The organism is Pseudomonas fluorescens (assembly GCF_002022275.1).
Classification (GTDB): Bacteria; Pseudomonadota; Gammaproteobacteria; order Pseudomonadales; family Pseudomonadaceae; genus Aquipseudomonas; species Aquipseudomonas fluorescens_AJ.
In genome coordinates, this window is sequence record NZ_MSDF01000017.1 from 63,568 (window position 1) to 88,785 (window position 25,218).

Here is a 25,218-nt window from a genome sequence, read left to right on the forward strand (position 1 = left end):
TGCGACCAGCGCTAAAGGCGATATGGGCAAAAAAGCCCCGCCCCAACAGAATGCTGGGGCGGGGCGCTTTTCGTCAGTGAGGTGTACCGAAGGTTTGACCCTTAACGGAACATCGCGCTGATCGATTCTTCGTTGCTGATGCGGCGAACCGCTTCGGCAACTACCGGTGCGATATCCAGTTGACGGATACGCGAACAGGCTTGAGCTGCTGCGGACAACGGGATGGTGTTAGTCACCACCAGTTCGTCCAGCATTGAGTTCTCGATGTTCTCGATCGCTCGGCCCGACAGCACAGGGTGTGTGCAGTAGGCGAAGACTTTTGCTGCACCGTGCTCTTTCAGGGCTTTCGCCGCGTGGCACAGGGTGCCGGCGGTGTCGACCATGTCATCAACCAGAATACAGGTACGCCCTTCGACATCACCGATGATATGCATCACTTCAGAGTGATTGGCTTTCTCACGGCGTTTGTCGATGATCCCGAGGTCCACGCCCAGGGATTTGGCAACAGCCCGTGCACGCACGACGCCACCAATGTCCGGGGACACGATCATCAGGTTTTCAAAGCGCTGGTCTTCAATGTCATCCACCAATACCGGGGAGCCGTAGATGTTATCTACCGGAATATCGAAGAACCCCTGGATTTGGTCAGCGTGCAGGTCAACCGTGAGAACACGGTCGATGCCTACCACGGTCAGCATGTCAGCAACGACTTTCGCGCTGATGGCCACACGTGCGGAACGCGGACGGCGATCCTGACGGGCATAACCAAAATAAGGGATTACAGCTGTGATTCGAGTCGCTGAGGAGCGGCGGAAGGCATCAGCCATCACGACGAGTTCCATCAGGTTATCGTTGGTCGGAGCGCAAGTCGGCTGAATAATGAAGACGTCTTTACCGCGGACGTTTTCATTGATCTCGGCTGTAATTTCGCCGTCGGAGAATTTACCGACAGAGATGTCACCGAGAGGGATATGCAGCTGACGTACGACACGTCGAGCCAGATCGGGGTTAGCGTTCCCCGTAAAGACCATCATCTTGGACACGCGCAGTACCTAGAGGCTGAGGGTAACCTGGATGAGTATTAGAAAATGGCAGGGGCGGCTGGATTCGAACCAACGCATGGCAGGATCAAAACCTGCTGCCTTACCGCTTGGCGACGCCCCTGTATTTGTTGCAACGAGTGCCTAACACTCGATTCCTTTTAGAGCAGACTTTGCAGCTTGCGATGCAACATCGAAACGTTGCTTCCCTTTGCTACAAACCCTGTAAGGGTCTCTGTAAGAAGGGCCGAGACTTTATCAGCTTCAGCTTTGCTTGGGAAGCCCCCAAACACACAACTTCCAGTTCCGGTTAATTTTGCTTCGGTAAATTTACCTAACAAATTCAAAGCGTTACGTACCTCTGGATAACGCCTTGCTACAACCGGTAAGCAGTCATTTCGACTGTTTCCCTTGGGAACGGGGCGCACTTTAATGGGAGGAGAGTTACGTGTCAACAGTGGATCTGAAAAAATTTCTGCTGTACTTACAGATACTTGCGGAACAAGCACGACATACCACGGCTCTTCGGGGTATTCGGGGCTGAGTTTCTCGCCCACGCCCTCGGCAAAAGCCGCGTGCCCGCGCACGAAAACCGGGACGTCGGCGCCCAGCGTCAGGCCCAGCGCAGCCAGGCGATCGTGGTCCCAGCCCAGTTGCCACAAGTGATTCAGGCCGAGCAGCGTGGTCGCAGCATTCGAGCTGCCGCCTCCGATGCCACCGCCCATAGGCAGGATTTTATCGATCCATATATCGATGCCGAGCGAGCAGCCGGATTGCGCCTGAAGTTTTTTCGCCGCCTTCACAATCAGATTGCTGTCGTGGGGCACGCCTTCGAATTCGGTGTGCAGTTTGATCACACCATCGTCGCGTACGGCGAAGGTCAGTTCATCGCCGTAGTCGAGAAACTGAAACAGCGTCTGCAACTCGTGGTAGCCGTCTTCACGGCGACCCAGAATGTGCAGCATCAAATTGAGTTTGGCCGGGGAGGGCAGGGTCAGCGTTGTGGCGGTCACGTTATTGCCCCAGCTTGCGCGGTTGCCAGTCCTTGATCACCAGCGTGACGTCCAGGTCGGTGCCGTGCAGCTTGATGCGCTCGGGCAGCCAGTAATTGCCTTGCTGCACGTAGCTCAGGTATTCGACCTGCCAGCCGTCCTGTTCCAGCGTGGCCAGGCGGCTGTCGCCATTAAGGCTCAGGCGACTTTTGCTGTCCGGCGCGGGCAAACCGCGCACCCACCAGACCAAATGTGAAACGGGCAGCTTCCAGCCCATTTGCTGTTCCAGCAATTCTTCCGGCGAGGCCGCTTCATAGCGGCCCTGATTGGCCACTTCAAGGCTCACTTGGCCCGGGCGACCGGTCAGGCGTGCCGCGCCGCGACCCAATGGGCCCGACAAGCGAATGTCGTAATAGTCCTGGCGTTGCAACCAGAACAAGGTGCCGCTGCCGGAATCTTTCGGCGCGCGAACCCCGACCTTGCCTTCGATCTGCCAGCCATCAATGCTGCTGAGCTGGTCCTTGTGCTGTTGCCATTGCGCCGGGTTGCCCTGGCCTTCAACGGATTCACGGCTGCCTATGCCCGCGCAACCGGCGAGCAGGGCGATAAAACTGAAAACAATGACATGGCGCAAAAACATAAGCTTAAAGGGTCTCGGATCCGGTCAGGCGCTTGATGGTGCCGCGCAGAATTGGGCTTTCGGGTTGTTCCTTGAGGAATTTTTCCCAGATTTGTCGCGCTTCACGCTGCTTGCCATTGGCCCACAGCACTTCGCCCAAGTGGGCAGCGACTTCCTGATCGGGGAAGCGCTCCAGCGCCTGGCGCAGCAAGCGTTCGGCTTCATCGAGGTTGCCCAGGCGGTAATTCACCCAGCCGAGGCTGTCGAGTACGGCCGGGTCTTCCGGGTTCAGCTTGTGGGCTTGCTCGATCAGCACCTTGGCTTCGGCGTAACGCGTCGTTCGGTCAGACAGGGTGTAACCCAGGGCGTTCAGCGCCATGGCGTTGTCCGGGTCGCGCTTGATGATCAGGCGCAGGTCTTTTTCCATCTGCGCCAGGTCATTGCGTTTTTCCGCCTGCATGGCGCGGGTGTACAGCAGGTTCAAGTCGTCGGGGTATTGCAGCAAGGCTTGTTGCAGCAACTTCCAGGCGCGCTCGCCCTGATTGTTGGCCGACAGGGTCTCGGCCTGGATCAGGTACAGCTGGATCGCGTAGTCCGGTTCGGCATCACGCGCCGCAGCCAGGCGTTTTTCCGCCTCGTCGGTGCGGCCGTTGCTCATGAGAATGTCGGCCTGGCGCAACTGCGCCGGCAGGTAATCATTGCCGGGGCCGACCTTGGCGTATTCGAGCAAGGCACCTTGCGGGTCGTTGCGCTCCTCGGCGATACGGCCGAGGTTCAAATGCGCCGAGTCCACATGGCTTTCGCGCTGGATCAGCTCTTCCAGATAGCCCTTCGCCTCGTCCCACGCCTTGGCTTCCAGGCACACCAGCGCCAGGGAGTAGCGCAATTCATCGTCATCCGGGTATTGCTGGACCAGGTTGGCGAACTGCACTTTGGCGTCTTCCATGCGGTCCTGCTCAACCAGCATGCGCGCGTAAGTCAGGCGCAGACGTTTGTCGTCCGGGTACTTCTTGATGTTCTTTTCCAGCAGCGGAATCGCTTCCTTGCCGCGATTGAGGTTCTGCAACAGGCGTGCGCGCAGCAGAATCGGCGCGATCTCACCGTCTTCCGGCGGGTTTTGCTCCAGCAGCTTGAGTGCCGCGTCGGCCTCGTCATCCTGTTGCAACAGCAAGGCCTTGCCGAAAATCAGCTGGCTGTTCTTAGGGTGCTTTTGCAGCAGACGGTCGAAACTCTTCATCAAACCGTTGCGCGTGTCCTGGTCGGTGTCGGCAGCCGACAGCGCGAGGAAGTCGAAATGCGTGTCGCCCTTGCCCTGCAGGACCTTCTCCATATACACCATGGAGTCGTCATAGCGCCCGGCGCGCGCCAGTTGAACGGCGGCTGCTCGTTGCGCTTCCAGATCATCCGGGGCGTTTTTCGCCCAGATCAGCGACGTATCCAGCGCAGCCTGGTCGGCGCCCAGGTACTCGGCGATGCGAAACGCCCGCTCCGAAATGCCCGGATCCTGCGTATTGATGGCCTGGGTCACGTAGTTATCCAGCGCAATGTCGAAACGGTTGCGCTGGCCCGCCAGTTCGGCAGTCAACAGGCTATAGACCGTTTCTTCGCTGAACGAGGAATAAACCTTGGGCTTTTCAGGGGCTGGAGTGCTGTCTTCGACCGGCGGCGTACCGTCCGGCGACACGGGGGCCAAGGCCTGGCAGCCGCTGAGGAAGACAAAAGCGAGGAGCAACGCGGAAGATCTATTCATATAGGAAGAGGACGACTAACCTGCGGTCGGATCATCATGACACAAGCCTTCGGCCAAACATAACCGAGACTCAGTGGATGCCTTTAATAGGCACAAGGCATTAGGACAATAGCCTACGGTGGTTGTTCTGAATCATTCGAAGTAGGACAATTGTCGGCTTCCCGACATCATCAGCGATATTGAATGGCCTTCCTCGCACTCGGTATTAACCACAAGACTGCTTCCGTAGACGTGCGCGAGCGCGTTGCGTTTACGCCAGAGCAGTTGGTTGAGGCCTTGCAGCAGCTCTGCCGGATCACCGACAGCCGCGAAGCTGCGATCCTTTCGACCTGCAATCGCAGTGAGCTTTATATAGAGCAGGAACATCTTTCGGCGGATGTGGTGCTGCGCTGGCTGGCCGATTTCCACCATTTGAGCCTCGATGAGCTGCGTTCGTGTGCCTACGTGCATGAAGAGGATGCGGCAGTTCGTCACATGATGCGCGTCGCCTCAGGCCTCGATTCGCTGGTGTTGGGCGAGCCGCAGATTCTCGGCCAGATGAAATCCGCCTACGCCGTGGCTCGCGAGGCCGGCACTGTCGGCCCACTGCTGGGTCGGCTGTTCCAGGCCACGTTCAATTCCGCCAAACAGGTGCGCACCGACACGGCCATCGGCGAAAACCCGGTGTCCGTGGCGTTTGCTGCCGTCAGCCTGGCCAAACAGATTTTCAGCGACTTGCAACGCAGCCAGGCCCTGCTGATTGGCGCCGGGGAGACCATCACCCTGGTCGCCCGCCATCTGCACGACTTGGGCGTGAAGCGTATTGTGGTCGCCAACCGTACACTGGAGCGCGCGAGCATCCTCGCCGAGCAGTTCGGCGCCCACGCGGTGCTGCTGTCGGACATCCCGGCGGAGCTGGTGCGCAGCGATATCGTGATCAGTTCCACCGCGAGCCAATTGCCTATTCTTGGCAAGGGCGCGGTGGAAAGCGCGCTGAAACTGCGCAAGCACAAACCGATTTTCATGGTAGATATCGCTGTTCCGCGCGATATCGAGCCTGAAGTCGGCGAGTTGGACGACGTTTACCTCTACAGCGTCGACGATTTGCACGAAGTCGTCGCCGAAAACCTCAAAAGTCGTCAGGGCGCTGCCCAGGCCGCCGAGGAAATGGTCAGCACCGGCGCTGAAGACTTCATGGTGCGCCTGCGTGAGCTGGCGGCGGTGGATGTGCTCAAGGCCTATCGTCAGCAGGGCGAACGCCTGCGCGACGAGGAGTTGACCAAGGCCCAGCGGATGCTCGCCAACGGCAGCAGCGCCGAAGAGGTGCTGATGCAGTTGGCGCGTGGCCTGACCAACAAATTGCTCCATGCACCCAGTGTGCAGCTTAAAAAATTGACTGCCGAAGGCCGCCTCGATGCGCTGGCCATGGCCCAGGAACTCTTTGCCCTCGGTGAGGGCGCGTCAGACAGCTCTTCGGATAAAAAACCGCAATGAAAGCGTCACTGCTCAATAAACTGGACGTGCTCCAGGACCGTTTCGAAGAACTGACCGCCTTGCTCGGCGATGGCGAAGTCATCTCCGATCAGACCAAATTCCGCACCTATTCCAAGGAATACGCGGAAGTTGAGCCGATTGTGACGACCTACAGCCAGTGGCTCAAAACCCAGGCCGACCTTGAAGGTGCCCAGGCGCTGCTCAAGGACAGCGACCCGGACATGCGCGAAATGGCCGTGGAAGAAGTCCGCGAGGCCAAGGAAAAGCTGATCGAGCTGGAAGGTGCCCTGCAGCGCATGTTGCTGCCCAAAGACCCGAACGACGGGCGCAACGTGTTCCTCGAAATCCGTGCCGGCACCGGCGGCGACGAGGCGGCGATTTTCTCCGGCGACCTGTTTCGCATGTATTCGCGTTACGCCGAGCGTCGTGGCTGGCGGGTCGAGATTCTTTCCGAAAACGAAGGCGAACACGGCGGCTATAAAGAAGTCATCGCGCGGGTCGAAGGCGAGAATGTCTACGGCAAGCTCAAGTTCGAGTCCGGCGCGCACCGCGTGCAGCGGGTTCCGGCGACTGAATCCCAGGGCCGTATCCACACGTCCGCGTGCACCGTGGCTGTGTTGCCGGAGCCAGACGAGCAGGAAGCCATCGAGATCAACCCGGCAGACTTGCGTGTCGATACCTACCGCTCGTCGGGCGCCGGTGGTCAGCACGTCAACAAGACCGATTCCGCGATTCGTATTACCCACTTGCCGTCCGGCATCGTGGTGGAGTGCCAGGAAGAACGTTCCCAGCACAAGAACCGCGCGCGGGCCATGTCCTGGCTGTCGGCCAAGCTGAACGATCAGCAGACCAGCGCCGCCGCCAACGCGATTGCCAGCGAACGCAAATTGCTGGTGGGTTCGGGCGACCGCTCGGAGCGCATTCGTACTTACAACTTTGCCCAGGGCCGGGTCACCGACCACCGGGTCAACCTCACCCTCTACTCCCTCGACGAGATTCTCGCCGGCGGCGTGGATGCGGTGATCGAGCCGTTGCTCGCCGAATACCAGGCCGATCAACTCGCGGCGATTGGTGAATAAACAGGTGAATAAATGACCATTATCGCCAGCCTGTTGCGCGCCGCCGACCTGCCGGACTCGCCTACTGCGCGTCTGGACGTGGAGTTACTGCTCGCCGCTGCCTTGGGCAAACCGCGCAGCTACTTGCACACCTGGCCGGAAAAAATCGTCAGCAGCGAACACGCGCTGACGTTTGCCAACTACTTGCAGCGCCGCCGCAGCGGTGAGCCGGTGGCCTATATCCTCGGCCAGCAAGGCTTTTGGAAACTCGACCTGGAGGTCGCGCCGCACACCCTGATCCCGCGTCCCGAAACCGAGCTGCTGGTGGAAGCTGCGCTGGAATTGCTGCCGGCCACGCCCGCCAAGGTGCTCGACCTCGGTACGGGCAGCGGCGCCATCGCTCTGGCCCTGGCCAGCGAACGCCCGGCCTGGCAGGTGACGGCCGTGGACCGCGTGCTGGAAGCCGTGGCCCTGGCCGAACGCAACCGCCAGCGCCTGCACCTTAAAAACGCCACGGTGCTGAACAGCCATTGGTTCAGTGCCCTGCAAGGTCACGCCTTTGACCTGATCATCAGCAACCCGCCCTACATCGCCGACAACGACCCGCACCTGGTGGCCGGTGATGTGCGCTTCGAACCGGCCAGTGCGTTGGTGGCGGGCCATGATGGTCTGGATGATTTGCGCGTGATCATCGCGCAGAGCCCGGCTCACCTGAATGCCGGGGGCTGGTTGTTGCTCGAGCATGGTTACGACCAGGCGGCGGCGGTGCGTAATTTGTTGACGAGCGAGGGCTTTGAAGACGTTCAAAGCCGCCTCGACCTCGGCGGCCACGAACGCATCACCCTGGGACGCCGCCCGTGCTAACCGATCAGGAGCTGTTGCGCTATAGCCGGCAGATTCTGTTGCAGCATGTCGACATCGACGGCCAGTTGCGCCTGAAAAACAGCCGCGCACTGATCATCGGCCTTGGTGGCCTGGGCGCGCCAGTCGCACTTTATTTGGCCGCAGCAGGTGTGGGCGAGTTGCACGTCGCCGACTTCGACACGGTCGACCTGACGAACCTGCAACGCCAGATCATTCATGACACCGACAGCGTCGGGCAGACCAAGGTTGATTCGGCGTTGCGCCGTCTGACCGCGATCAACCCTGAAATCACCTTGGTTGCCCATCGCAGTGCACTGGATGCCGACTCACTCGCGGCAGCCGTGTCGGCAGTGGATGTGGTGCTCGATTGCAGCGACAATTTCTCCACCCGCGAGGCCGTCAACGCCGCGTGTGTGGCCGCCGCCAAACCATTGATCAGCGGCGCGGCGATTCGTCTTGAAGGCCAGTTGTCGGTGTTCGACCCGCGTCGCGCCGACAGCCCGTGTTACTACTGTTTATACGGGCACGGCAGCGACACCGAACTGACTTGCAGTGAAGCCGGCGTGGTCGGCCCGCTGGTGGGGCTGGTCGGCAGCCTGCAAGCGCTGGAAGCCTTGAAACTGCTCGCCGGTTTTGGCGAGCCGTTGGTGGGCCGCCTGTTGCTGATCGATGCGCTGACCACGCGTTTTCGCGAGTTGCGCGTCAAACGCGACCCCGGCTGCGCCGTATGCGGGACGCAACATGGTTAAGGACGCGCCCATTGGTGTGTTCGACTCCGGTGTCGGCGGCTTGTCGGTGCTGGATGAAATCCAGCAGCTATTGCCCCATGAGTCCCTGCTGTACGTCGCCGATGGCGGGCATATCCCCTATGGCGAGAAAACTCCGGCGTTTATTCTGCAACGCTCGCGTTTAGTCGCCGAGTTTTTCCGCGAGCGGGGTGCCAAGGCCTTTGTCATCGCCTGTAACACCGCGACGGTCGCCGCTGTTGCGGACCTGCGCAAGGACTATCCCGACTGGCCTTTGGTGGGCATGGAGCCCGCTGTCAAACCTGCCGCCGCTGCAACTCGCAGCGGTGTGGTCGGTGTGCTTGCGACTACCGGGACTCTGCAAAGCGCCAAGTTCGCCGCCTTGCTGGACCGCTTCGCCCTCGATGTACGGGTTATCACCCAGCCGTGCCCCGGCCTGGTCGAGTTGATCGAAACCGGCGACCTGCATAGCCCTGCGTTACGCACGATGTTGCAGGGTTACGTCGAGCCGCTGCTCAGCGCAGGGTGTGACACCATTATTCTCGGCTGCACCCATTACCCCTTCCTCAAGCCACTCCTGGCGCAGATGCTTCCCCCCAGCATCATCCTGATCGACACCGGCGCCGCCGTGGCGCGTCAACTCAAGCGTTTGCTGGGCGAGCGTGACCTGTTGGCCTCCGGCAATCCTGAGCCGGCACAGCTCTGGACCAGCGGTGATGCTGATCACCTCAGAAATATCCTACCGACACTATGGAAATACCCCGGCGTTGTGCGAAGCTTCGACGCGTGAAAAATTCGTGAAATACCGGCGTTATAAGCTGGAACTTCTGTCTTCACGCCAGCTTCCTATAGCGAGATAGCCTGCACAAAACCCTATAACTTCGTTTGGAAAGGATGTTTCTTATGAAGCGCTTGTTCTGTTTGGCTGCGATTGCGGCCGTAGTGGTGGGACACTCGGTTTCGGCCCAGGCCGCTGGCCTGGAATTGGGTGTGGGGAGCACCAGCGATTCGACCCTGACTTATCGTCTGGGGCTGACATCGGACTGGGACAAAAGCTGGTGGCAGAGCGATACGGGCCGGTTGACCGGTTACTGGAGCGGCGCCTACACCTACTGGGACGGTGACAAGCGCGCGGGCGCCAGCAGCCTGTCGTTCTCGCCGGTGTTTGTGTATGAGTTTGCCGGGCAGTCGGTGAAGCCCTACATCGAGGCCGGTATCGGTGTGGCGGTGTTTTCGCGTACACGCCTTGAAGACAACAACATCGGCCAGGCCTTCCAGTTCGAAGACCGCTTGGGCTTTGGCCTGCGCTTTGCCGGTGGGCATGAAGTGGGGATTCGCGCGACGCATTATTCCAACGCGGGGATCAGCAGTAACAACGACGGGGTAGAAAGTTACTCGTTGCACTACACCTTGCCGCTGTAAATCCAGAGCCCCATGCAAAATCCAATGTGGGAGCTGGCTTGCCTGCGATGCAGGCACCTCGGTCTATCAGTTACACCGAGGTGATGCTATCGCAGGCAAGCCAGCTCCCACAGGGATTATCGCCACATTTGGAATCAGCGATAGGCCGTCGCAATGCCTTCACGCTCGGTCAGACATTCCGGCGCACCCATCTCGAACTCCCGGCAAATCAGCGGCCGTCGCTCATAAATCGTGCACATCATCGTGTCCCGATCCAGCGCCGCACACCAGCCGTCATCCAGGCGCAGCATCACTTCGCCGCCCCAATCGTCGGTATCGATATAGCGCTCCGGCACGCCAGTGTCGGTGATCAGCATCACTTCCAGCTGGCAGCAACAGGCCGCGCACGTCGAGCAGGTCACGGCGGGTTCGGGAATCTCGGTGAGAGGGATGTTTGTCATAGGCGCGCAGTGTAAGGCAAGCGCGTTGTGCGCGTATGAATGCTCTGACGGACGTCAGTGCCCCAGTTGCCGGGCGATCCAGTGCAGCAGCGGAAACAGCAGGGCCCACAGCAGCGCCAGCCCGATCAGGGTGGGCGCCGTGCCGTAGCCGAAACTCACCCCGGCCAGTTGGCTGCCCGCGTAGTAAGACAGCGGCCCGCCCACTGCGCCCAACAGGCTGGCACGCCACCAGGGCTGTGCGCTCCAGGCCAGGCAGTGGCGCAATGTGGTCGCGAGCAACGCCCACAGCAACACCAGCCAAAAAGGAATCAGGGGCCCTGGAAAGCTGAAATGAAACACGCCAAAGGTACGCAACGAGGTGTCGACCACCGTGCCCAGCAGGGTCACGGCGAGGATCACTTGCCCCTCGGCCGACCACGCACTTATCCACAGCAGGTGGATAGCCAGCACCGCCAACCCCACCAGCAGCCAGCGGCTGTCACCGCCGAGCACGCAGGCAAACCAGCCGCACTGGAACAGCACGGCGTTCGCCAACGGTTTAAGCACTGAAGCGCCCGAGCAACGGCGGGTTCATCGCCGCCGGCTTGGCCAGCAGCAACTGCGCGGTGCCGATCGTCCGTTCCATGAATCCCCCTTCGCAGTAGCACAAGTAGAATTCCCACAAGCGCAGGAAGTACTCATCGTAGCCCAGCTCGGCGAGACGACTATGGGCGCGGCGAAAGTTCTCGTGCCACAGGCGCAGGGTTTTCGCATAGTGCAGGCCGAAGTCTTCCATGTGCAGCAGGTTCATGTCGGTGTCGCGGCTGACAATCTGCAGCATGTTTTGCACACACGGCAGGGCGCCACCGGGGAAAATGTAACGCTGGATAAAGTCGACGCTGTTTTTGGCTTGTTCGAAGCGTTGCTCACGAATGGTGATGGCTTGCAGCAGCATCAGGCCGTCGCGCTTGAGCAACTGCGCGCACTGTTTGAAGTAGGTTGGCAGGAAACGATGGCCCACCGCTTCAATCATTTCGATGGACACCAGCTTGTCGTACTCGCCGGTGAGGTCACGATAATCCTGCAACAACAGAGTGACCTGGCCTTGCAGCCCCAGCGCCTCGATGCGTTTTTCGGTGTAGGCGAACTGCTCTTTGGACAGCGTCGTGGTGGTGACCTTGCAGCCGTACTGCTGCGCCGCGTACAACGCCATGCTGCCCCAACCGGTGCCGATTTCCAGCAGATGGTCAGTGGGCTTGAGCGCGAGCTTTTGGCAGATGCGTTCCAGCTTGTTCAATTGCGCCTGTTCCAGGCTGTCGTCGGGCGTCAGAAATTGCGCCGCCGAATACATCATGGTCGGGTCGAGAAACTCCTCGAACAGGTCGTTGCCCAGGTCATAGTGAGCAGCGATGTTTTTCTGCGAGCCTTTGCGCGTGTTGCGATTAAGCCAGTGCAGGCCCTGGGTGAACGGGCGTGCCAGGCGCGCGAGGCCGCCTTCCATCGCATCGAGCACGTCCAGGTTGCTGACCATCACGCGCACCACGGCGGTCAGGTCCGGGCTGCTCCAGTAACCGTGGATAAACGCTTCGCCCGCGCCGATCGAACCATTGGCCGCCACCAGGCCCCACACCGCCGAATCCAGGATCTGGATTTCCCCCAGCAGGTGCGCTTCGCGGGCACCGAAGACCTGGCGCTCGCCGTCCTCAATCACCACGAGTTGACCGTGACGCAACTGGCTGAGTTGACGCAGCACGGCCTTGCGCAGCAGCGTGGTGGTCAGGCCGTTGACGTTCAGGCGGTTGGCCTTGACCGATAAGCTAGGGGTTTTCATGGCGGCGATCCTTGGTATACCCGACTGCGGTGCGAGAGGCGCCATCGGCGGCCCTGTGGGAAAAAATCGGTGTGCGTTTGAGCAGCAGGCGCATGGCCTGCCAGTAAATCGCGAGGCACGTCTTGGCGGTCATCCACGGAAAACGCCACAGGTAGCGATGCAGGGTGGCGCGGTTCAGCGCTTCCCTTTGCAGGCTCAAGGTGGCGTCGAAGACTTTGTGCGCACCTTGCCAATCGGCCATGTGCACGCCGAGTTTGGCGGCGGGTGGGCTGAAGCTCATGCGGTATTCGAGGTCGCGCGGCAAAAACGGCGACACATGAAAAGCCTTGGCTACGGCGAAATGCTGATGCTCATCCGCGCCAAGGGCCTGGGCCGGCAGCACGTAGTGATAACGCTCACGCCACGGGGTGTTCGTCACTTCACACAGGATCGCCGCCAGACTGCCGTCGGCCTCGAAGCAGTAGAAGAAACTCACCGGATTAAAAGCCAGGCCCCAACTGCGGGCCTGGGTCAGTAGGCAGATAACGCCCTGGGGCGTACGCCCCAGCGCCTTGCCGACTTCCTGGCGCACGGCATCGGTCAAGCTCATGCCGTGGCGCGTCAATTCACGCAGGTAATCCTGCTGGCGAAAACCAAAGGGTGCCAGGCGACTTGCGCCGGCCAATGGCGACAGGCCGAGCACTTCGTCCTGTTCGCTCAAATCCAGGTACAGCAGGCCGATGCGGTAGCGAAAGGCGTGGGCCTTGGGCGAGAACCGGCGATGGGCAATCCAGCCGCTGTACAGGGCGCTGTTCACAGGGTTTCCCCAAAAGCCTGGGCCACACGCAGGGCGCTGACTACACCGTCTTCGTGAAAACCATTGGCCCAGTAAGCACCGCAATAAAAGGTATGGCGCGTGCCGTGCAATTCTTCCCAGCGGTTCTGCGCCGCCACCGCCGCGAGGCTGTATTGCGGATGGGCGTAGGTGTAGCGCGCGAGAATTTTCAGCGGGTTGATCATTGGCGTCTGGTTGAGGCTGACGCAAAAGGTGGTGGCGCTGTCGATGCCTTGCAGGATGTTCATGTCGTAGGTGACGGCAGCCTGGGTTTGCGCCTTGCCGATCAGCCGGTAATTCCAGCTGGCCCAGGCCAGTTTGCGGTCGGGCAGCAGGCGGGTGTCGGTGTGCAGCACCACGTCGTTGTCGGCGTAGGGCAGGGCGCCGAGGATCTGCTGTTCAGCCGCACTCGGGTCGCCGAGCAAGGCCAGCGCCTGGTCGCTGTGGCAGGCGAACACCACTTTGTCGAAGGCTTCGGTGCCGGCGGCGCTGTGAATCACCACGCCCTCGGCGTCGCGCTCGACCAGATGCACCGGGCAATTGAGGCGAACCTGTTTGTGAAAGCTGCGGGTCAGCGGTTCGATGTAGCTACTCGACCCGCCCTCGATCACGCACCATTGCGGCCGGTTGTTCACCGACAACAAACCGTGGTTTTTGAAGAAACGCACGAAGAATTGCAGCGGAAAACCGAGCATGTCCTTAAGCGACATCGACCAGATCGCCGCGCCCATCGGCACGATGTAATGCCGGATAAACCGCTCGCCGTAGCCGCCGGCTTCGAGGTAATCGCCCAGGGTCATCTCGGCGCTGATGCGTTGTTCCTGCAAGTCCAGCGGCGCCTGGCGGTTGAAGCGCAAAATGTCGCGCAACATGCCCCAGAACCCCGGCGACAGAATATTGCGACGCTGGGCGAACAGGCTGTTGAGGTTATTGCCGTTGTATTCGAACCCTGCGTTCTGGTCGCACACCGAAAAGCTCATTTCGGTGGGTTTGAAGGCCACGCCAATCTGCCCCAGCAGGCGAATGAAATTGGGGTAGGTCCAATCGTTGAACACGATAAAGCCGGTATCCACCGCATAGCTTTTGCTGTCGACGGTCACGTTGACCGTATGGGTGTGCCCGCCGATGCGGTCACCCGCTTCGAACAGCGTGATCTCATGCTGGCGGCTGAGCAGATAGGCGCTGGTCAGCCCGGCGATGCCGCTGCCGATAATGGCGATCTTCACAGGTTGTCCTTGTGCGGCGGCGGGCTGCGTAGCATGCGTTTGCCGATGATCAATTGCGCACGGTTAGGCAGCTTCGACAGCGGCCACAGGGTGGCGATGAACAGGGCCGGGAAGGCAATTTCCAGTGGGCGTTTTTCCAGCTTGGCGAAGATATGCCGTGCCGCTTTGTCGGCAGACCAGCTCAGGGGCATCGGGAAGTCATTGCGTTCAGTCAGTGGTGTGTCGACAAACCCCGGGCTGATCACCGTGACGTCAATATTCTCCGGCGACAGGCTGATGCGCAGGGATTCAAACAGGTAACGCAGCCCGGCCTTGGACGCGCCATAAGCTTCGGCGCGCGGCATCGGCAAGTAGGTGACGGCACTGGCCACGCCCACCAGGTGCGGCGTGTGCCCGGCACGCAACAACGGCAGCGCAGCTTCAATGCAGTAACTGCTGGCGAGCAGGTTGGTGCGCACCACGTGCTCGACGATCGAGGCATCGAATTGCTTGGCGTCGACGTATTCACAGGTGCCGGCGTTCAGAATCACCGTGTCCACCGAGCCCCAGACCACGCCGATATGCTCGCCGATTTCGCGCACGGTCTGGCTATTGGTCAAGTCGCCCGCCACCACCAGCACTTGCCCGGGGTACCTGTGGGCGAGGGCTTCCAGCGGGCCCTTGGTGCGTGAGCTCAGCGCCACATGGGCGCCGCTGTTGAGCAATTCCACGGCCAGAGACGCGCCGATGCCACTGCTGGCGCCGGTCAGCCAATAACGGCGGGGAGGTGTACTGCTCATCCCATTCTCCTTTTCAACCAACTGATGACTCGGCCGAGGACCGGCAGGTGTTCATAGAGCAAGGCACCGGCATCGAAATAGTCGCGATGGCGGTAGACCTTGTCGCGCCACATCAGGTGCGAGCAGCCTTCCACCCGGATCACGTTTCCATTGGCCAGACGCGGGTGGCAAAAGCTCATTTTCCAGCGCAGGTAGCCTTCACCTTCGGCCACTTGGTCGAAGCCGTGAAAGTCGAAGCGCAACTGGCTGACGTTGCTGTACAGCTCGGTAAAGTAGTGGTGCATTGCGGGCAGGCCGTGGACTTCGTGCAGCGGGTCGGCGAAGGCAATGTCCTTGCTGTACAAACTGTCGAGCAGGTGCAGGTTGTGCTTGTCCAGCGTGGAGAAGGCCTGGGCAAACCGGCGCAGGAAGTCACTCATGCACACCCCCGACCGCTTCACGGGAAGGCAGGCTGCGGAAGGCTGCCAGCGCACGTTCGCGGGACTTCTTCAAATCGACGATTGCGCGGGGGTAGTCCGCCACGCCAAACAGTCCGCCGACCGCCTCGGGGTTGTGCACTTCCTTTTTATTCAGCGCCGCCAGTTCCGGCAGCCAGTGCTTGATAAAAACGCCTTCGCCATCGAATTTCTCCGACTGGCTCAGTGGGCTGAAAATCCTGAAATACGGCGCCGAGTCCGTGCCGGTGGACGAGCTCCACTGCCAGCCGCCGTTGTTGGCGGCCAGGTCGCCGTCGATCAAGTGGCGCATGAAAAAGCGCTCGCCTTCGCGCCAGTCGATCAGCAGGTTTTTGGTCAGGAACATCGCCACCACCATGCGCAGGCGGTTATGCATCCAGCCAGTTTCGAGAAGTTGGCGCATGGCCGCATCAATGATCGGCAAACCGGTGCGCGCTTCCTGCCAGGCGGCCAGATCCTTTGGCGCATTGCGCCAGGCCACGGCTTCTGTCTCGGGGCGGAACGCGCGGTGGCGGGACACCCGTGGGTAGCCCACCAGAATGTGTTTGTAGAACTCGCGCCACAGCAGTTCGTTGATCCAGGTGATGGCGCCCATGTCGCCACTTTCGAATTCGCCGCCGTTGGTTTGCAGCGCGGCGTGCAGGCATTGGCGTGGCGACACCACCCCGGCAGCGAGGTAGGCCGACAGCTGGCTGGTGCCGGGCTTGGCCGGGAAGTCGCGTTCGTCCTTGTAGTAGCTGATCTGCTGGTCGGCGAAGGCGTCGAGGCGGCGACGGGCTTCGTCTTCACCGGCCGGCCAGAGCGCGCGCAGGGTTTCGCTCGGTGGCTCGAAGCCTTCGACGGTATTCGGGATCGGGTCGCTTTTCAGCTCAATCGGCGCCTGGGCTTTGGGAGCCGCCACTGTGCGCGGCAAGGCGCTGTGCAAGCGGGTGTAGCAGACTTTGCGGAACTGGCTGAAGACCTGAAAGTAGGTGCCGGTCTTGGTCAGCACGCTGCCGGGTTGGAAGAACAGTTGGTCAAGGTAGCTGTGGAAAGTGACGCCGTCAGCTTCAAGGGCTTTGGCCACGGCCGCGTCGCGACGGCTCTCGTGGATGCCGTATTCCTCGTTGACGTGTACCGATTCCACCGCCAGTTCCCGGCACAGTTTGCCCAGTTCATCCGGCACGTCGTCCCAGGTCGGGGCCGTGCGGATCAGCAGGGGAATATTCAGTTCGCCAAGCGTGTGGCGCAGGCTTTCCAGGTTGCGCAGCCAGAAGTCGACTTTGCACGGCGCGTCATCGTGGGCCAGCCATTGCTCGGGCGTTATCAGGAAAACAGCGGCGACCGGGCCCCGCTGGCTCGCGGCGGTCAGGGCGGTGTTGTCGTGCAGGCGCAGGTCGGTGCGCAGCCAGATCAAGTGCATTTAAACGATTCCACGCTGGATCAGTATCTGGTGGGCCGACAAGGGGTCTTCGGCCACGAACAATTCAGGGGTGTCACGGGTTAATACGGCTAACTCGGCCTGGTGGATGCATACCGTTGGTCCGGCAATCAGAATTGGGCAACGGATGCCACCCAGAAGTTTGGGGATTGCCGACAAATGGAGGGACTTGCTCGAATACAGCAGCACGGCGCGCGGTTGCAGGTGTTCAACCGCCAGGGCGAGTTCGCCGGTCGGCAGCGGCCAGTCGAACACTTCCACCGGGCAATCGGCACTGCTGGCCAGCCAGGCGCTGAGCCACAGGTGCGGTTCCAGCGGCAAATCGGAATGGTTGACTAATAGCAGCGGCGCGCCGTGCAGTTGCCGGTTGTTGTGGTAAATGCGCGCGCCGAATTTGCTGCGCAGCCATGAGAGGAAAAACACCCGCTCCATCTGTGCGCCGAACTGGCCCTGCCAGCGTTGCTCCAGCTCCTGAAGCAGCGGCAACAGCAGTTGCTCGCACAACGTGCGCGGCGGGTACAGCGCCATGGCCTGGTTAACCGCATCATCGACTCGGCGCTCGGCCAGCTCGCTGATCGCATTGATCAGGTTCTGGCGCAGCGCGTGCCATTCGTTTTCCACGCTGTCGGGGCTGGTCTGGGCAGAATCAATCAGGTTTTTGACTTGGCTGACCGGTACGCCACGGTTGAGCCAGGTAAGGATGGTGTGGATGCGTTGCACATGTTCGGCGCTGAACAGCCGATGGCCCTTGGGCGTGCGCTGGGGCACGATCAGGCCGTAACGGCGCTCCCATGCGCGCAAGGTCACGGCGTTGACGCCGGTCTGGCGCGCGACTTCGCGAATCGGCAACCAGCCATCTTCAAGGGCTTGGGCGATGTCTTCGCCGGGTTCGTCTTGCAGGGCAGGCTTCATAGGTTAGATCGCATTACGCAGGCTGAGGTTTTCCGGGTGCGGCTGCAGGTAGGCCTGTTGCGCGATGTAGCGGTCCGGATGTTGGCGAAAGTGATGCTTGAGCAAGGTCAGCGGCACCACCAGTGGCACGATGCCGTGGCGGTATTGGCCGATCACGGTTTGCATTTCCTGCTTGTCGTCGGTGCTGATGGCTTGCTTGAGATAGCCGCTGATGTGTTGCAACACGTTGGTGTGAGTGCCACGGGTGGCGCATTTTTTCAGGCCGGTCATCAGGTCGCTGAAGTAGCCGGCGGCCAGTTCATCCAGGTTGATGCCCTTGCCCATGCTTCCCAGCAGATGGCCAAGGCTTTTGTAGTGCACTGGACTGTGGGCCATCAACAGGTATTTGTAGCGCGAATGAAAGGCCAGCAGGCGGTGGCGGGTCAGGCCTTCGGCCAGCAATGTTTGCCAACTGGCGTAGACGAAAACCCGGGTCAGGAAATTTTCCCGCAACACCGGGTCGTTCAGGCGACCGTCCTCTTCCACCGGCAGGTTGGGGTGGCGCGCGCAAAAGGCCTGGGCGTAAATGCCTCGACCTCCGCCGTCGACCGGCGTGCCGTTTTCGCGGTAGACCTTGACCCGTTCCAAACCGCACGACGGCGACTTTTGCATAAAGATGTAACCGCACAAGTCGGTGTGTTCCGCCGCCATTTGCTGGCCGTAGTCGTCCAGCGGCTGGGTGACGTTGAGTTCGCGGTTCACGGTGCCAATTGCCTGCGGGTGAGCGGGGTCGCCCACCAGGCGGATCGGCTCACGCGGGATGCCCAGGCCAATGGCAACCTCAGGGCACAGCGGCACGAAGTCGAAATAATCGGCGAGGGTCTGGCTGCACAGCAGGGATTGTTTGTGCCCGCCGTTGAAGCGCACGTTCTCGCCCAATAGGCAGGCGCTGATGGCGATCTTCGGTTTCACGGTGCTGGACATGGCCGAACCTCTGCAAGATTCCTGTACAAGCCTTAAAACTTGTACAACTAAACCTCATCATAGGTTTGATGCTGTACAAGTCAAATATTTTGTACAAGTATTTTCGGTGCCGCTATTTCCAGCCGATTCGCCAGTCTTCAGCGTTTTGCAGGGCTTGCCATGCCAGGCGTTCGCCGCGACGGGTCATGACCGCTTGCAGTTCGATTTCGAGCACGGTGCCTTCCTCGTCACGAAACAACTCGGTGACCAGGAAATGTTTTTCCTTGTTTCGGGGGCGCGCTGCTGTCCACTTCGACAGCAGCAATTTGGCGGGGTTGATGCGGTTCATTGCAGGTGTTCGATCAAGCGTCGCGCGGCTTCCTGCCCACTGAGCCATGCACCTTCGACCCGGCCCGACAGGCACCAGTCGCCACATACATACAAGCCCAGGTCCGCATCAGCCAGTACGCCGAACTCATGGCTGCTGGACGGTCGCGCGTACAACCAGCGATGGGCCAGGCTGAAGGAGGGCGCGGGCATGGCGCTGTGCAGCAGTTCGGCGAAGGCGCCGTGCAAGTGTTCAATTACGGCCTCTTTGGAGAGGTCCAGGTGGGCCTTGCTCCAGGTGCTGGTGGCGTGCAGCACCCAAGTGTCGAGGGTGTTGTCGCGCCCTGGTTTAGAGCGGTTGCGCGCCAGCCAGTCGAGCGGGCTGTCTTGCACGAAACAGCCTTCCATTGGCGTATCCAGTGGCTTGTCAAAGGCCAGAGCGATGGCCCAGGTCGGGTCCATTTTTACCCCGGCTGCGGCACTCGCCAATTTGGGCGCGGCGGCCAGCAGGGCGGTGGCTTGCGGTGCCGGCGTGGCGATGACCACATGGCTGAACGGGCCGTGGTTGCCGCCGTCGGCATCCAGCAGGTTCCAGTGTTGTTTGCCCTGAAACACTTCGGTGATGCGGCAACCGAATTCCACCGGTAAATCGTCGAGCAAGGCGCGGGTGATCGCGCTCATGCGCGGCGTGCCGACCCAGCGGATCTGTTCATCGGGGGAGGGGGTGAGTTGGCCGGACTTGAAGTTGTACAGCTGCGGCTTCCACTGCTCGGCCCAGCCGTTGCTTTGCCAGCGTTGCACCTCGTTGACGAAGCGCCGGTCGCGGGCGGTGAAGTATTGCGCGCCCATGTCCAGTGCGCCTGCATCGCTGCGCTTGCTCGACATACGGCCACCGCTGCCGCGGCTTTTATCGAAGAGTTGTACAACGCGCCCCGCGTCTCGTAACGCTCGGGCGGCGGAGAGACCGGCGATGCCGGTGCCGATGATCGCGATGGGAACAGTCATGAGGGGCCTCGTTTTACCGTTGGGTACAGACTACGCCGACACCAATAGCTGTACAATATTGTTTTTTGGTATAAGTTTTGGCGTACCTGTTCTAACGGCGTGGCCTATGGTTAAACGACAGGCCACGCCCGATTACAAATGATCCCTGCTTATAAAATAGACTAACGGCGGGCGGCGAACGTTACATGAGGAGGATCCCATGCACATTTTGCTGACCGGCGGTACGGGTCTGATTGGCCGCAAGCTTTGCCTGCACTGGCTCGCCCAGGGCCATCGCTTGACCGTGTGGAGTCGTGAGCCGGACACCGTGGCTCACTGGTGCGGTGCTGACGTGCTCGGCGTCGGGCGGTTGCAGGATGTGATCGGCCATGTGGATGCGGTGGTCAACCTTGCCGGCGCGCCCATCGCCGATCGTCCCTGGACCAAAAAGCGCAAGGCGTTGTTGTGGAGCAGCCGCATCAGCCTCACCGAAACCTTGCTGGCGTGGATCGAAAGCCAGGAACAAAAGCCATCGGTATTGATTTCCGGTTCCGCCGTAGGCTGGTACGGCGACGGCGGCGAGCGCGAATTGACCGAAGCGAGCGGCCCGGTGCAAGACGATTTCCCCAGCCAACTGTGCATCGCCTGGGAAGAAACCGCCCTGCGCGCCGAAGCGTTGGGTGTGCGGGTGGTGCTGGTGCGCACGGGCCTGGTGCTGGCGGCCAAGGGCGGCTTTTTGTCGCGCATGCTGCTGCCGTTCAAACTGGGGTTGGGCGGGCCTATCGGCAATGGTCGGCAGTGGATGCCGTGGGTGCATATCAAGGATCAAATCGCCCTGATTGATTTTCTTCTGCACAAGTCCGACGCCAGCGGTCCTTATAATGCGTGCGCGCCACACCCGGTGCGCAACAGCGAGTTCGCCAAGACTCTGGGCAAGGTCTTGCACCGTCCTTCCTTTATGCCACTGCCGGCGTTTGCCTTGAAGGTCGGGTTGGGCGAATTGTCCGGGTTGTTACTGGGCGGGCAAAAGGCGGTGCCTGAACGGCTGCTGGCCGCCGGTTTCACTTTTCAGTTCACTGAGTTGCACGCGGCTTTGGAAGACTTGTCCAGCCGCCTCTAGAAATAGGATGTTGCATGACGGATCACGCGTTGTTACTGGTCAACCTGGGCTCACCGGCGTCCACCTCGGTGGCCGATGTGCGCAGCTACCTCAATCAGTTTCTGATGGACCCTTATGTGATCGACCTGCCATGGCCGGTGCGGCGCTTGCTGGTGTCGCTGATCCTGATCAAGCGCCCCGAGCAGTCGGCGCATGCCTACGCGTCGATCTGGTGGGAAGAGGGTTCGCCGCTGGTGGTGCTCAGCCGCCGCTTGCAACAGCAAATGACTGCGCAGTGGACCCAGGGCCCGGTGGAACTGGCGATGCGTTATGGCGAGCCGTCGCTTGAAACGACCCTCACGCGCCTCGCGGCCCAAGGCATTCAAAAGGTCACCCTGGCGCCGTTGTATCCGCAGTTTGCCGACAGCACCGTGACCACGGTGATTGAGGAAGCCAAACGGGTGGTGCGCGACAAAAAGCTCAACGTGCAATTCTCGATCCTGCAGCCGTTTTACGATCAGCCGGAATACCTCGATGCGCTGGTGGAGAGTGCCAGGCCTTATGTGGCGCAGGATTTCGATCACCTGCTGCTGAGTTTCCACGGCTTGCCCGAACGCCATCTGACCAAGCTCGACCCGACAGGCCAGCACTGTTTCAAGGATGCGGACTGCTGCAAGAACGCCTCGCCGCAAGTGCTTGCCACCTGCTACCGCGCGCAATGCTTCAGCGTGGCGCGGGAATTTGCCGCACGCATGGGGCTGCCGGAAGGTAAGTGGTCGGTGGCGTTCCAGTCGCGCCTGGGCCGGGCGAAGTGGATCGAACCCTACACCGAGGCGCGCCTTGAAGCACTGGCTCAGCAAGGCGTGAAAAAGCTGCTGGTGATGTGCCCGGCGTTTGTCGCCGATTGCATCGAGACGCTGGAGGAGATCGGTGATCGCGGGCTGGAGCAGTTCCGTGAAGCGGGGGGCGAGGAGTTGGTGCTGGTGCCGTGCCTTAATGATGATCCGCAGTGGGCGGCGGCGCTGAATACCCTGTGCGAGCGGGCGCCGTTGGCGCTGTAACCCGATTGTCGAAATGACAGCAATCAACTGTGGGAGCTGGCTTGCCTGCGATAGCATCATCGCGGTGTCACTGATACACCGCGGTGTCTGCATCGCAGGCAAGCCAGCTCCCGCATTGTTTTGTGGTGTTTATTCGTGATGAGGTTCGCCCAAGAATGTCAGCGAAGTGAACAGACCCTGCGTCGCCACATCCGGATTGTCCTTGAGCGGCACTTCCACCTGCGCAGCGATCACATTCAACCCCTCATTACGCACCAGCACCTTAGCGCGGCCATCCTTGTCAGTCTCCGTGCTCAAGGTGTTCGGCATATTGCGATAGTCGCCGACCAACTTGACCCCCGCAGCCGGCTTGCCATCCAGCAGCACGCGCACCGGCAGTGACTTGCCCGGTCCTACAGTCAGTGGGTCAACTTCCGGCACAATAATCAGCCTGATCTGATCCAGTTTCGGCAACTTCGCCCCCGGTTGGTAAATCGCCAGGCTGTACTTGAAGGTCTGAGTCGACGCAATCGCCCCCTCGACCTTGCTGCGCCCTTGGTTGATCCACTTTTTATCCGCGTTCTGCGACCACATGCCGTTATCGAGCGCCACCGCCAGCACCGCCGGTGGTTTGAGCGGTTTCAAGCGTGCATGGTCGGCCAGACGTTCCACGGTCACCGGAATCATCTTGCCGCTGGCGTCATACGCCCAGGCGCCGCTGATTTTCTGGGCTTTGAACGCATTGTCTTCAGCGCCGTGGCCGTAGATCACCTCGATATTGCCGCGACGTTGTTCGGTCCAAAGGCCATGGGCCGACGCCTGGGTGGCGAACAGCAGGCCGATCAGGGCCAGGGGTTTGAGAAGGTGCATGGGTGACGTCCTGTTACAGGTTGAGGGTCAGGCTGACGGTGAAATTGCGCGGCTCGCCGGGGTTGACCCAGTAATTGCTGTAGGAGCGCTCGTAATACTTTTCATCGAACAGGTTGTTGAGGTTCAGGCCCACGGTCACATTGTCCGTGGCCTTGTAATGCGCCAGCAGGTCGACGGTGTGGTAGGCCGGCAACTCGAAGCTGCCGCCCGCTTCGCCGGAACGGTCGCCCACGTAGGTGAATGCTGCGCCGACGTCTGAACCGCGCAACGCGCCGTCCTGGAATTCATACACCCCCAACAGGCTGCCGCTGCGTTTGGCTACGCCGAGAATCCGGCTACCGGCGGGAATGGCTTTGTCGCCCTTGGTGACTTCGGCATCGATGTAGGCAAAGGCGCCGATCACGCGTACGGCTTCGGTCACTTGCCCGGTCAGTTGCAGGTCAAAACCCTGGCTACGCGCTTTGCCCATGGCGCGTGAGGTGTCGGTGGCCGGGTCGAGGGCGAGCACATTTTCCTTTTCGATATGAAAGGCCGCGAGGGTGGCGCTGAGACGGTCGTCAAACAGCTCGCTCTTGATCCCCACTTCATAACCCACGCCTTCTTCGGGCTTGAAGGACTTGCCGCCCGCGTCCAGGCCATTGTTGGGTTTGAACGAGGTAGACGCGTTGGCGAACACACCGACGTGCGGCGTCAGTTGGTAGAGCAAGCCGGCGCGTTGTGTCAAGGCGTCGTGGGTTTGCCGGCTTTTGGCGTGGTTGCGCGCGAAGTCATCGGTACGCTGATCGAAATGCTCGAAGCGCGCACCGAGCATGCCGCGCAGGCGGTCGGTGAAGATGATCTGGTCTTGCAGGTTCAGCGCCTGGCTTTTGACCTGCTCATAAATGTCAGTGCCGGAGCGTGCGCCATTGGGTTTGGGCTGGCCGTAGACCGGCTTGTAGATGTCGATGGCGTAGGGGCTGCCGGCAATCGCGGTCACCCGTTCTTTTTTGCGGTAGTCCTCGTATTCAGTGCCGATCAGCAGTTCGTGCTGCCAAGTGCCGATGTCGAACAGGCCACGCAGTTCCAGCTGGGTGATGCTGTCATGCCAACCGGTGGAACGCTCGCGGTAGCGGCGGTTGACGGTGTGGCCGTCGGCATTCATCGCGCGGTTTTCCGAAGCATCGCCCCACAGGCTGCCCTGTTTGTAGTGGCTGGCCAGGCGCAGTTTCCAGGCGTCGTTAAGGTGATGTTCGAGGGTGGCCTGGAGGCGGTTGTTGTGATTGCGGATGTTTCCGTCGTTGGGCTCGCCCAAGAAGGTCGAGCGGGACATGCCGTACGGCGCAACGATGCCTCGGTCGAACGTGGAGCTGTGGCGCACGAATTCGCTTTCCACCAGCAGGGTTGTGTCCGGGTCCAATTGCCAACTGAACGATGGCGCGACGAACACGCGCCTGGCGTCTACGTGATCGCGAAAGCTGTGGTTGTCTTCCACCGCCAGGTTTACCCGTGAGAGCACACGGCCTTCGCTGTCGAGCGGGGTGTTTACATCCAGGGCGGTGCGGTAACGGTCCCAGCTGCCGGCGCTGGTCTGCAGTGTCGTGAAGGCTTCCGGCTGCGGCTTTTTGCTGACGATATTCACCGTGCCGCCTGGATCACCGCGCCCGTAGAGGCTGGCGGCGGGGCCCTTGAGCACTTCAATACGCTCGATGTTGGCCGCGTCCGGCGTGCTTGGGTAGCCACGGTTGGCGCTGAAACCGTCCTGATAGAACTCCGAGGTAGTGAAGCCGCGCACGCTGTATTCGTAGAGGGTCAGGCCGCCAAAGTTGTTTTGTTTGGACACGCCGCCGGCAAATTCCAGGGCGCGTTCCACACTGGTGCTGCCCAGATCTTTGAGGACGGTGGCGGGAATAACGCTGATGGCTTGTGGGATGTCGCGAATTGCGGTGTCAGTTTTGGTCGCGCTGGCGGAACGGGTGGCGCGGTAACCTTTGACCGGGCCGGTGGCGGACTCGTAGGCGTCGGAGGTGACGCTGATGGTGTCCAGTTCAACGGTGTTGTCTTCGGCGTAGGCGGGGTCGAGCAGCAAACCCAAGGCCAGGCCAGCCATGGGGGCAATTCTTCGAGACGGCATGATAGAGCGTTCCAATAGCGATATTG

The 25,218-nt window shown here is 60.7% G+C and carries 26 protein-coding genes and 1 tRNA gene; 8 read left to right on the forward strand and 19 right to left on the reverse strand.

Annotated features, from left to right (window positions below):
- Window positions 1-101: 101 nt before the first annotated feature.
- The 5 genes from BFW87_RS15270 to BFW87_RS15290 all read right to left on the reverse strand — a co-directional run bounded on the left by BFW87_RS15270 (window position 102) and on the right by BFW87_RS15290 (window position 4,401).
- Window positions 102-1,043, reverse strand: a complete 942-nt coding sequence (locus BFW87_RS15270; RefSeq protein ID WP_003208392.1) for a ribose-phosphate pyrophosphokinase — start codon at window positions 1,041-1,043, stop codon at window positions 102-104.
- Between the two features lie 46 nt (window positions 1,044-1,089).
- Window positions 1,090-1,164 (reverse strand) — tRNA-Gln (locus BFW87_RS15275).
- A 37-nt stretch (window positions 1,165-1,201) separates the two neighbouring features.
- On the reverse strand, window positions 1,202-2,005 hold the full coding sequence (gene ispE / locus BFW87_RS15280; RefSeq protein WP_254865898.1) for a 4-(cytidine 5'-diphospho)-2-C-methyl-D-erythritol kinase: 804 nt from the start codon (window positions 2,003-2,005) through the stop codon (window positions 1,202-1,204).
- A gap of 49 nt (window positions 2,006-2,054) precedes the next feature.
- Window positions 2,055-2,672 (reverse strand): lipoprotein insertase outer membrane protein LolB, encoded by a 618-nt coding sequence (gene lolB / locus BFW87_RS15285; protein ID WP_078740617.1) that lies wholly within the window; start codon window positions 2,670-2,672, stop codon window positions 2,055-2,057.
- Between the two features lie 4 nt (window positions 2,673-2,676).
- On the reverse strand, window positions 2,677-4,401 hold the full coding sequence (locus BFW87_RS15290; RefSeq protein ID WP_078740618.1) for a tetratricopeptide repeat protein: 1,725 nt from the start codon (window positions 4,399-4,401) through the stop codon (window positions 2,677-2,679).
- 183 nt (window positions 4,402-4,584) lie between these two features.
- Between BFW87_RS15290 and hemA the strand changes: the two genes are divergently transcribed.
- The 6 genes from hemA to BFW87_RS15320 all read left to right on the forward strand — a co-directional run bounded on the left by hemA (window position 4,585) and on the right by BFW87_RS15320 (window position 9,964).
- Entirely contained in the window at window positions 4,585-5,874 is a 1,290-nt protein-coding gene (gene hemA / locus BFW87_RS15295) for a glutamyl-tRNA reductase (protein WP_078740619.1), read from the forward strand.
- A complete protein-coding gene (prfA, locus tag BFW87_RS15300) occupies window positions 5,871-6,953 on the forward strand; it encodes a peptide chain release factor 1 (protein WP_078740620.1) in 1,083 nt (360 codons plus the stop codon). The genes hemA and prfA overlap by 4 nt, the downstream gene beginning before the upstream one ends.
- A 12-nt stretch (window positions 6,954-6,965) precedes the next feature.
- Window positions 6,966-7,796, forward strand: a complete 831-nt coding sequence (gene prmC, locus BFW87_RS15305) for a peptide chain release factor N(5)-glutamine methyltransferase (protein ID WP_078740621.1) — start codon at window positions 6,966-6,968, stop codon at window positions 7,794-7,796.
- Window positions 7,790-8,545: a molybdopterin-synthase adenylyltransferase MoeB gene (locus BFW87_RS15310; RefSeq protein WP_078740622.1), complete on the forward strand. Its 756-nt coding sequence runs from the start codon at window positions 7,790-7,792 to the stop codon at window positions 8,543-8,545. The genes prmC and BFW87_RS15310 overlap by 7 nt, the downstream gene beginning before the upstream one ends.
- The gene (murI, locus tag BFW87_RS15315; RefSeq protein ID WP_078740623.1) at window positions 8,538-9,332 is read left to right on the forward strand and encodes a glutamate racemase; all 795 of its coding nucleotides are present in this window, start codon (window positions 8,538-8,540) and stop codon (window positions 9,330-9,332) included. Before BFW87_RS15310 ends, murI begins: the two co-directional genes overlap by 8 nt.
- A 113-nt stretch (window positions 9,333-9,445) precedes the next feature.
- On the forward strand, window positions 9,446-9,964 hold the full coding sequence (locus tag BFW87_RS15320; RefSeq protein ID WP_078740624.1) for an acyloxyacyl hydrolase: 519 nt from the start codon (window positions 9,446-9,448) through the stop codon (window positions 9,962-9,964).
- A gap of 134 nt (window positions 9,965-10,098) precedes the next feature.
- On the opposite strand, the gene BFW87_RS15330 is transcribed toward BFW87_RS15320, so the two are convergent.
- The 12 genes from BFW87_RS15330 to BFW87_RS15385 all read right to left on the reverse strand — a co-directional run bounded on the left by BFW87_RS15330 (window position 10,099) and on the right by BFW87_RS15385 (window position 20,094).
- The gene (locus BFW87_RS15330; RefSeq protein WP_078740625.1) at window positions 10,099-10,404 is read right to left on the reverse strand and encodes a YkgJ family cysteine cluster protein; all 306 of its coding nucleotides are present in this window, start codon (window positions 10,402-10,404) and stop codon (window positions 10,099-10,101) included.
- 54 nt (window positions 10,405-10,458) lie between these two features.
- Window positions 10,459-10,950 (reverse strand): DUF2878 domain-containing protein, encoded by a 492-nt coding sequence (locus tag BFW87_RS15335; RefSeq protein WP_078740626.1) that lies wholly within the window; start codon window positions 10,948-10,950, stop codon window positions 10,459-10,461.
- The gene (locus BFW87_RS15340) at window positions 10,943-12,214 is read right to left on the reverse strand and encodes an SAM-dependent methyltransferase (protein ID WP_078740627.1); all 1,272 of its coding nucleotides are present in this window, start codon (window positions 12,212-12,214) and stop codon (window positions 10,943-10,945) included. The genes BFW87_RS15335 and BFW87_RS15340 overlap by 8 nt, the downstream gene beginning before the upstream one ends.
- Window positions 12,201-13,010 (reverse strand): DUF1365 domain-containing protein, encoded by an 810-nt coding sequence (locus BFW87_RS15345; protein ID WP_078740628.1) that lies wholly within the window; start codon window positions 13,008-13,010, stop codon window positions 12,201-12,203. Before BFW87_RS15345 ends, BFW87_RS15340 begins: the two co-directional genes overlap by 14 nt.
- Window positions 13,007-14,254 carry an NAD(P)/FAD-dependent oxidoreductase gene (locus tag BFW87_RS15350; protein WP_078740629.1) on the reverse strand — a complete coding sequence of 416 codons (1,248 nt, stop codon included), beginning with the start codon at window positions 14,252-14,254 and terminating at the stop codon, window positions 13,007-13,009. The genes BFW87_RS15345 and BFW87_RS15350 overlap by 4 nt, the downstream gene beginning before the upstream one ends.
- The gene (locus BFW87_RS15355; protein WP_078740630.1) at window positions 14,251-15,033 is read right to left on the reverse strand and encodes an SDR family NAD(P)-dependent oxidoreductase; all 783 of its coding nucleotides are present in this window, start codon (window positions 15,031-15,033) and stop codon (window positions 14,251-14,253) included. Before BFW87_RS15355 ends, BFW87_RS15350 begins: the two co-directional genes overlap by 4 nt.
- Complete coding sequence (locus BFW87_RS15360; RefSeq protein ID WP_078740631.1) at window positions 15,030-15,452, reverse strand: nuclear transport factor 2 family protein; 423 nt, start codon at window positions 15,450-15,452, stop codon at window positions 15,030-15,032. Before BFW87_RS15360 ends, BFW87_RS15355 begins: the two co-directional genes overlap by 4 nt.
- A complete protein-coding gene (gene phrB / locus BFW87_RS15365; RefSeq protein ID WP_078740632.1) occupies window positions 15,445-16,890 on the reverse strand; it encodes a deoxyribodipyrimidine photo-lyase in 1,446 nt (481 codons plus the stop codon). Before phrB ends, BFW87_RS15360 begins: the two co-directional genes overlap by 8 nt.
- Entirely contained in the window at window positions 16,891-17,820 is a 930-nt protein-coding gene (locus BFW87_RS15370; protein WP_078740633.1) for a MerR family transcriptional regulator, read from the reverse strand.
- 3 nt (window positions 17,821-17,823) lie between these two features.
- Window positions 17,824-18,783 (reverse strand): YbgA family protein, encoded by a 960-nt coding sequence (locus BFW87_RS15375; RefSeq protein ID WP_078740634.1) that lies wholly within the window; start codon window positions 18,781-18,783, stop codon window positions 17,824-17,826.
- A 112-nt stretch (window positions 18,784-18,895) separates the two neighbouring features.
- Window positions 18,896-19,111, reverse strand: coding sequence for a TIGR02450 family Trp-rich protein (locus BFW87_RS15380; RefSeq protein WP_078740635.1), 216 nt, complete (start codon window positions 19,109-19,111; stop codon window positions 18,896-18,898).
- Window positions 19,108-20,094: an NAD(P)/FAD-dependent oxidoreductase gene (locus tag BFW87_RS15385; RefSeq protein WP_078740636.1), complete on the reverse strand. Its 987-nt coding sequence runs from the start codon at window positions 20,092-20,094 to the stop codon at window positions 19,108-19,110. The genes BFW87_RS15380 and BFW87_RS15385 overlap by 4 nt, the downstream gene beginning before the upstream one ends.
- Window positions 20,095-20,293: 199 nt before the next feature.
- Here BFW87_RS15385 and BFW87_RS15390 point away from each other — a divergent pair, with 199 nt between their 5' ends.
- Together BFW87_RS15390 and hemH are read left to right on the forward strand one after the other, a co-directional pair.
- Window positions 20,294-21,193 (forward strand): TIGR01777 family oxidoreductase, encoded by a 900-nt coding sequence (locus BFW87_RS15390; protein ID WP_078740637.1) that lies wholly within the window; start codon window positions 20,294-20,296, stop codon window positions 21,191-21,193.
- Between the two features lie 14 nt (window positions 21,194-21,207).
- Complete coding sequence (gene hemH / locus BFW87_RS15395; protein ID WP_078740638.1) at window positions 21,208-22,233, forward strand: ferrochelatase; 1,026 nt, start codon at window positions 21,208-21,210, stop codon at window positions 22,231-22,233.
- A gap of 129 nt (window positions 22,234-22,362) precedes the next feature.
- Here the strand turns inward: hemH and BFW87_RS15400 are convergent, their stop codons facing one another.
- Both BFW87_RS15400 and BFW87_RS15405 read right to left on the reverse strand, forming a co-directional pair.
- Window positions 22,363-23,082, reverse strand: coding sequence for a DUF4198 domain-containing protein (locus tag BFW87_RS15400; RefSeq protein WP_078740639.1), 720 nt, complete (start codon window positions 23,080-23,082; stop codon window positions 22,363-22,365).
- Between the two features lie 13 nt (window positions 23,083-23,095).
- Window positions 23,096-25,192 carry a TonB-dependent siderophore receptor gene (locus tag BFW87_RS15405; RefSeq protein ID WP_078740640.1) on the reverse strand — a complete coding sequence of 699 codons (2,097 nt, stop codon included), beginning with the start codon at window positions 25,190-25,192 and terminating at the stop codon, window positions 23,096-23,098.
- Window positions 25,193-25,218 lie beyond the last annotated feature (26 nt).

Excerpts from the sequence above, each read along its gene's own strand:
- BFW87_RS15340 (WP_078740627.1), bottom strand. The coding sequence starts at position 12,214 with ATGAAAACCCCTAGCTTATCGGTCAAGGCCAACCGCCTGAACGTCAAC.
- BFW87_RS15290 (WP_078740618.1), bottom strand. The coding sequence starts at position 4,401 with ATGAATAGATCTTCCGCGTTGCTCCTCGCTTTTGTCTTCCTCAGCGGC.
- prmC (WP_078740621.1), top strand. The coding sequence starts at position 6,966 with ATGACCATTATCGCCAGCCTGTTGCGCGCCGCCGACCTGCCGGACTCG.
- prfA (WP_078740620.1), top strand. The coding sequence starts at position 5,871 with ATGAAAGCGTCACTGCTCAATAAACTGGACGTGCTCCAGGACCGTTTC.
- BFW87_RS15385 (WP_078740636.1), bottom strand. The coding sequence starts at position 20,094 with ATGACTGTTCCCATCGCGATCATCGGCACCGGCATCGCCGGTCTCTCC.
- hemH (WP_078740638.1), top strand. The coding sequence starts at position 21,208 with ATGACGGATCACGCGTTGTTACTGGTCAACCTGGGCTCACCGGCGTCC.
- BFW87_RS15355 (WP_078740630.1), bottom strand. The coding sequence starts at position 15,033 with ATGAGCAGTACACCTCCCCGCCGTTATTGGCTGACCGGCGCCAGCAGT.
- BFW87_RS15405 (WP_078740640.1), bottom strand. The coding sequence starts at position 25,192 with ATGCCGTCTCGAAGAATTGCCCCCATGGCTGGCCTGGCCTTGGGTTTG.
- lolB (WP_078740617.1), bottom strand. The coding sequence starts at position 2,672 with ATGTTTTTGCGCCATGTCATTGTTTTCAGTTTTATCGCCCTGCTCGCC.
- ispE (WP_254865898.1), bottom strand. The coding sequence starts at position 2,005 with ATGCTGCACATTCTGGGTCGCCGTGAAGACGGCTACCACGAGTTGCAG.
- BFW87_RS15360 (WP_078740631.1), bottom strand. The coding sequence starts at position 15,452 with ATGAGTGACTTCCTGCGCCGGTTTGCCCAGGCCTTCTCCACGCTGGAC.
- BFW87_RS15320 (WP_078740624.1), top strand. The coding sequence starts at position 9,446 with ATGAAGCGCTTGTTCTGTTTGGCTGCGATTGCGGCCGTAGTGGTGGGA.
- BFW87_RS15390 (WP_078740637.1), top strand. The coding sequence starts at position 20,294 with ATGCACATTTTGCTGACCGGCGGTACGGGTCTGATTGGCCGCAAGCTT.
- hemA (WP_078740619.1), top strand. The coding sequence starts at position 4,585 with ATGGCCTTCCTCGCACTCGGTATTAACCACAAGACTGCTTCCGTAGAC.
- BFW87_RS15370 (WP_078740633.1), bottom strand. The coding sequence starts at position 17,820 with ATGAAGCCTGCCCTGCAAGACGAACCCGGCGAAGACATCGCCCAAGCC.
- murI (WP_078740623.1), top strand. The coding sequence starts at position 8,538 with ATGGTTAAGGACGCGCCCATTGGTGTGTTCGACTCCGGTGTCGGCGGC.
- BFW87_RS15330 (WP_078740625.1), bottom strand. The coding sequence starts at position 10,404 with ATGACAAACATCCCTCTCACCGAGATTCCCGAACCCGCCGTGACCTGC.
- BFW87_RS15375 (WP_078740634.1), bottom strand. The coding sequence starts at position 18,783 with ATGTCCAGCACCGTGAAACCGAAGATCGCCATCAGCGCCTGCCTATTG.
- BFW87_RS15380 (WP_078740635.1), bottom strand. The coding sequence starts at position 19,111 with ATGAACCGCATCAACCCCGCCAAATTGCTGCTGTCGAAGTGGACAGCA.
- phrB (WP_078740632.1), bottom strand. The coding sequence starts at position 16,890 with ATGCACTTGATCTGGCTGCGCACCGACCTGCGCCTGCACGACAACACC.
- BFW87_RS15400 (WP_078740639.1), bottom strand. The coding sequence starts at position 23,082 with ATGCACCTTCTCAAACCCCTGGCCCTGATCGGCCTGCTGTTCGCCACC.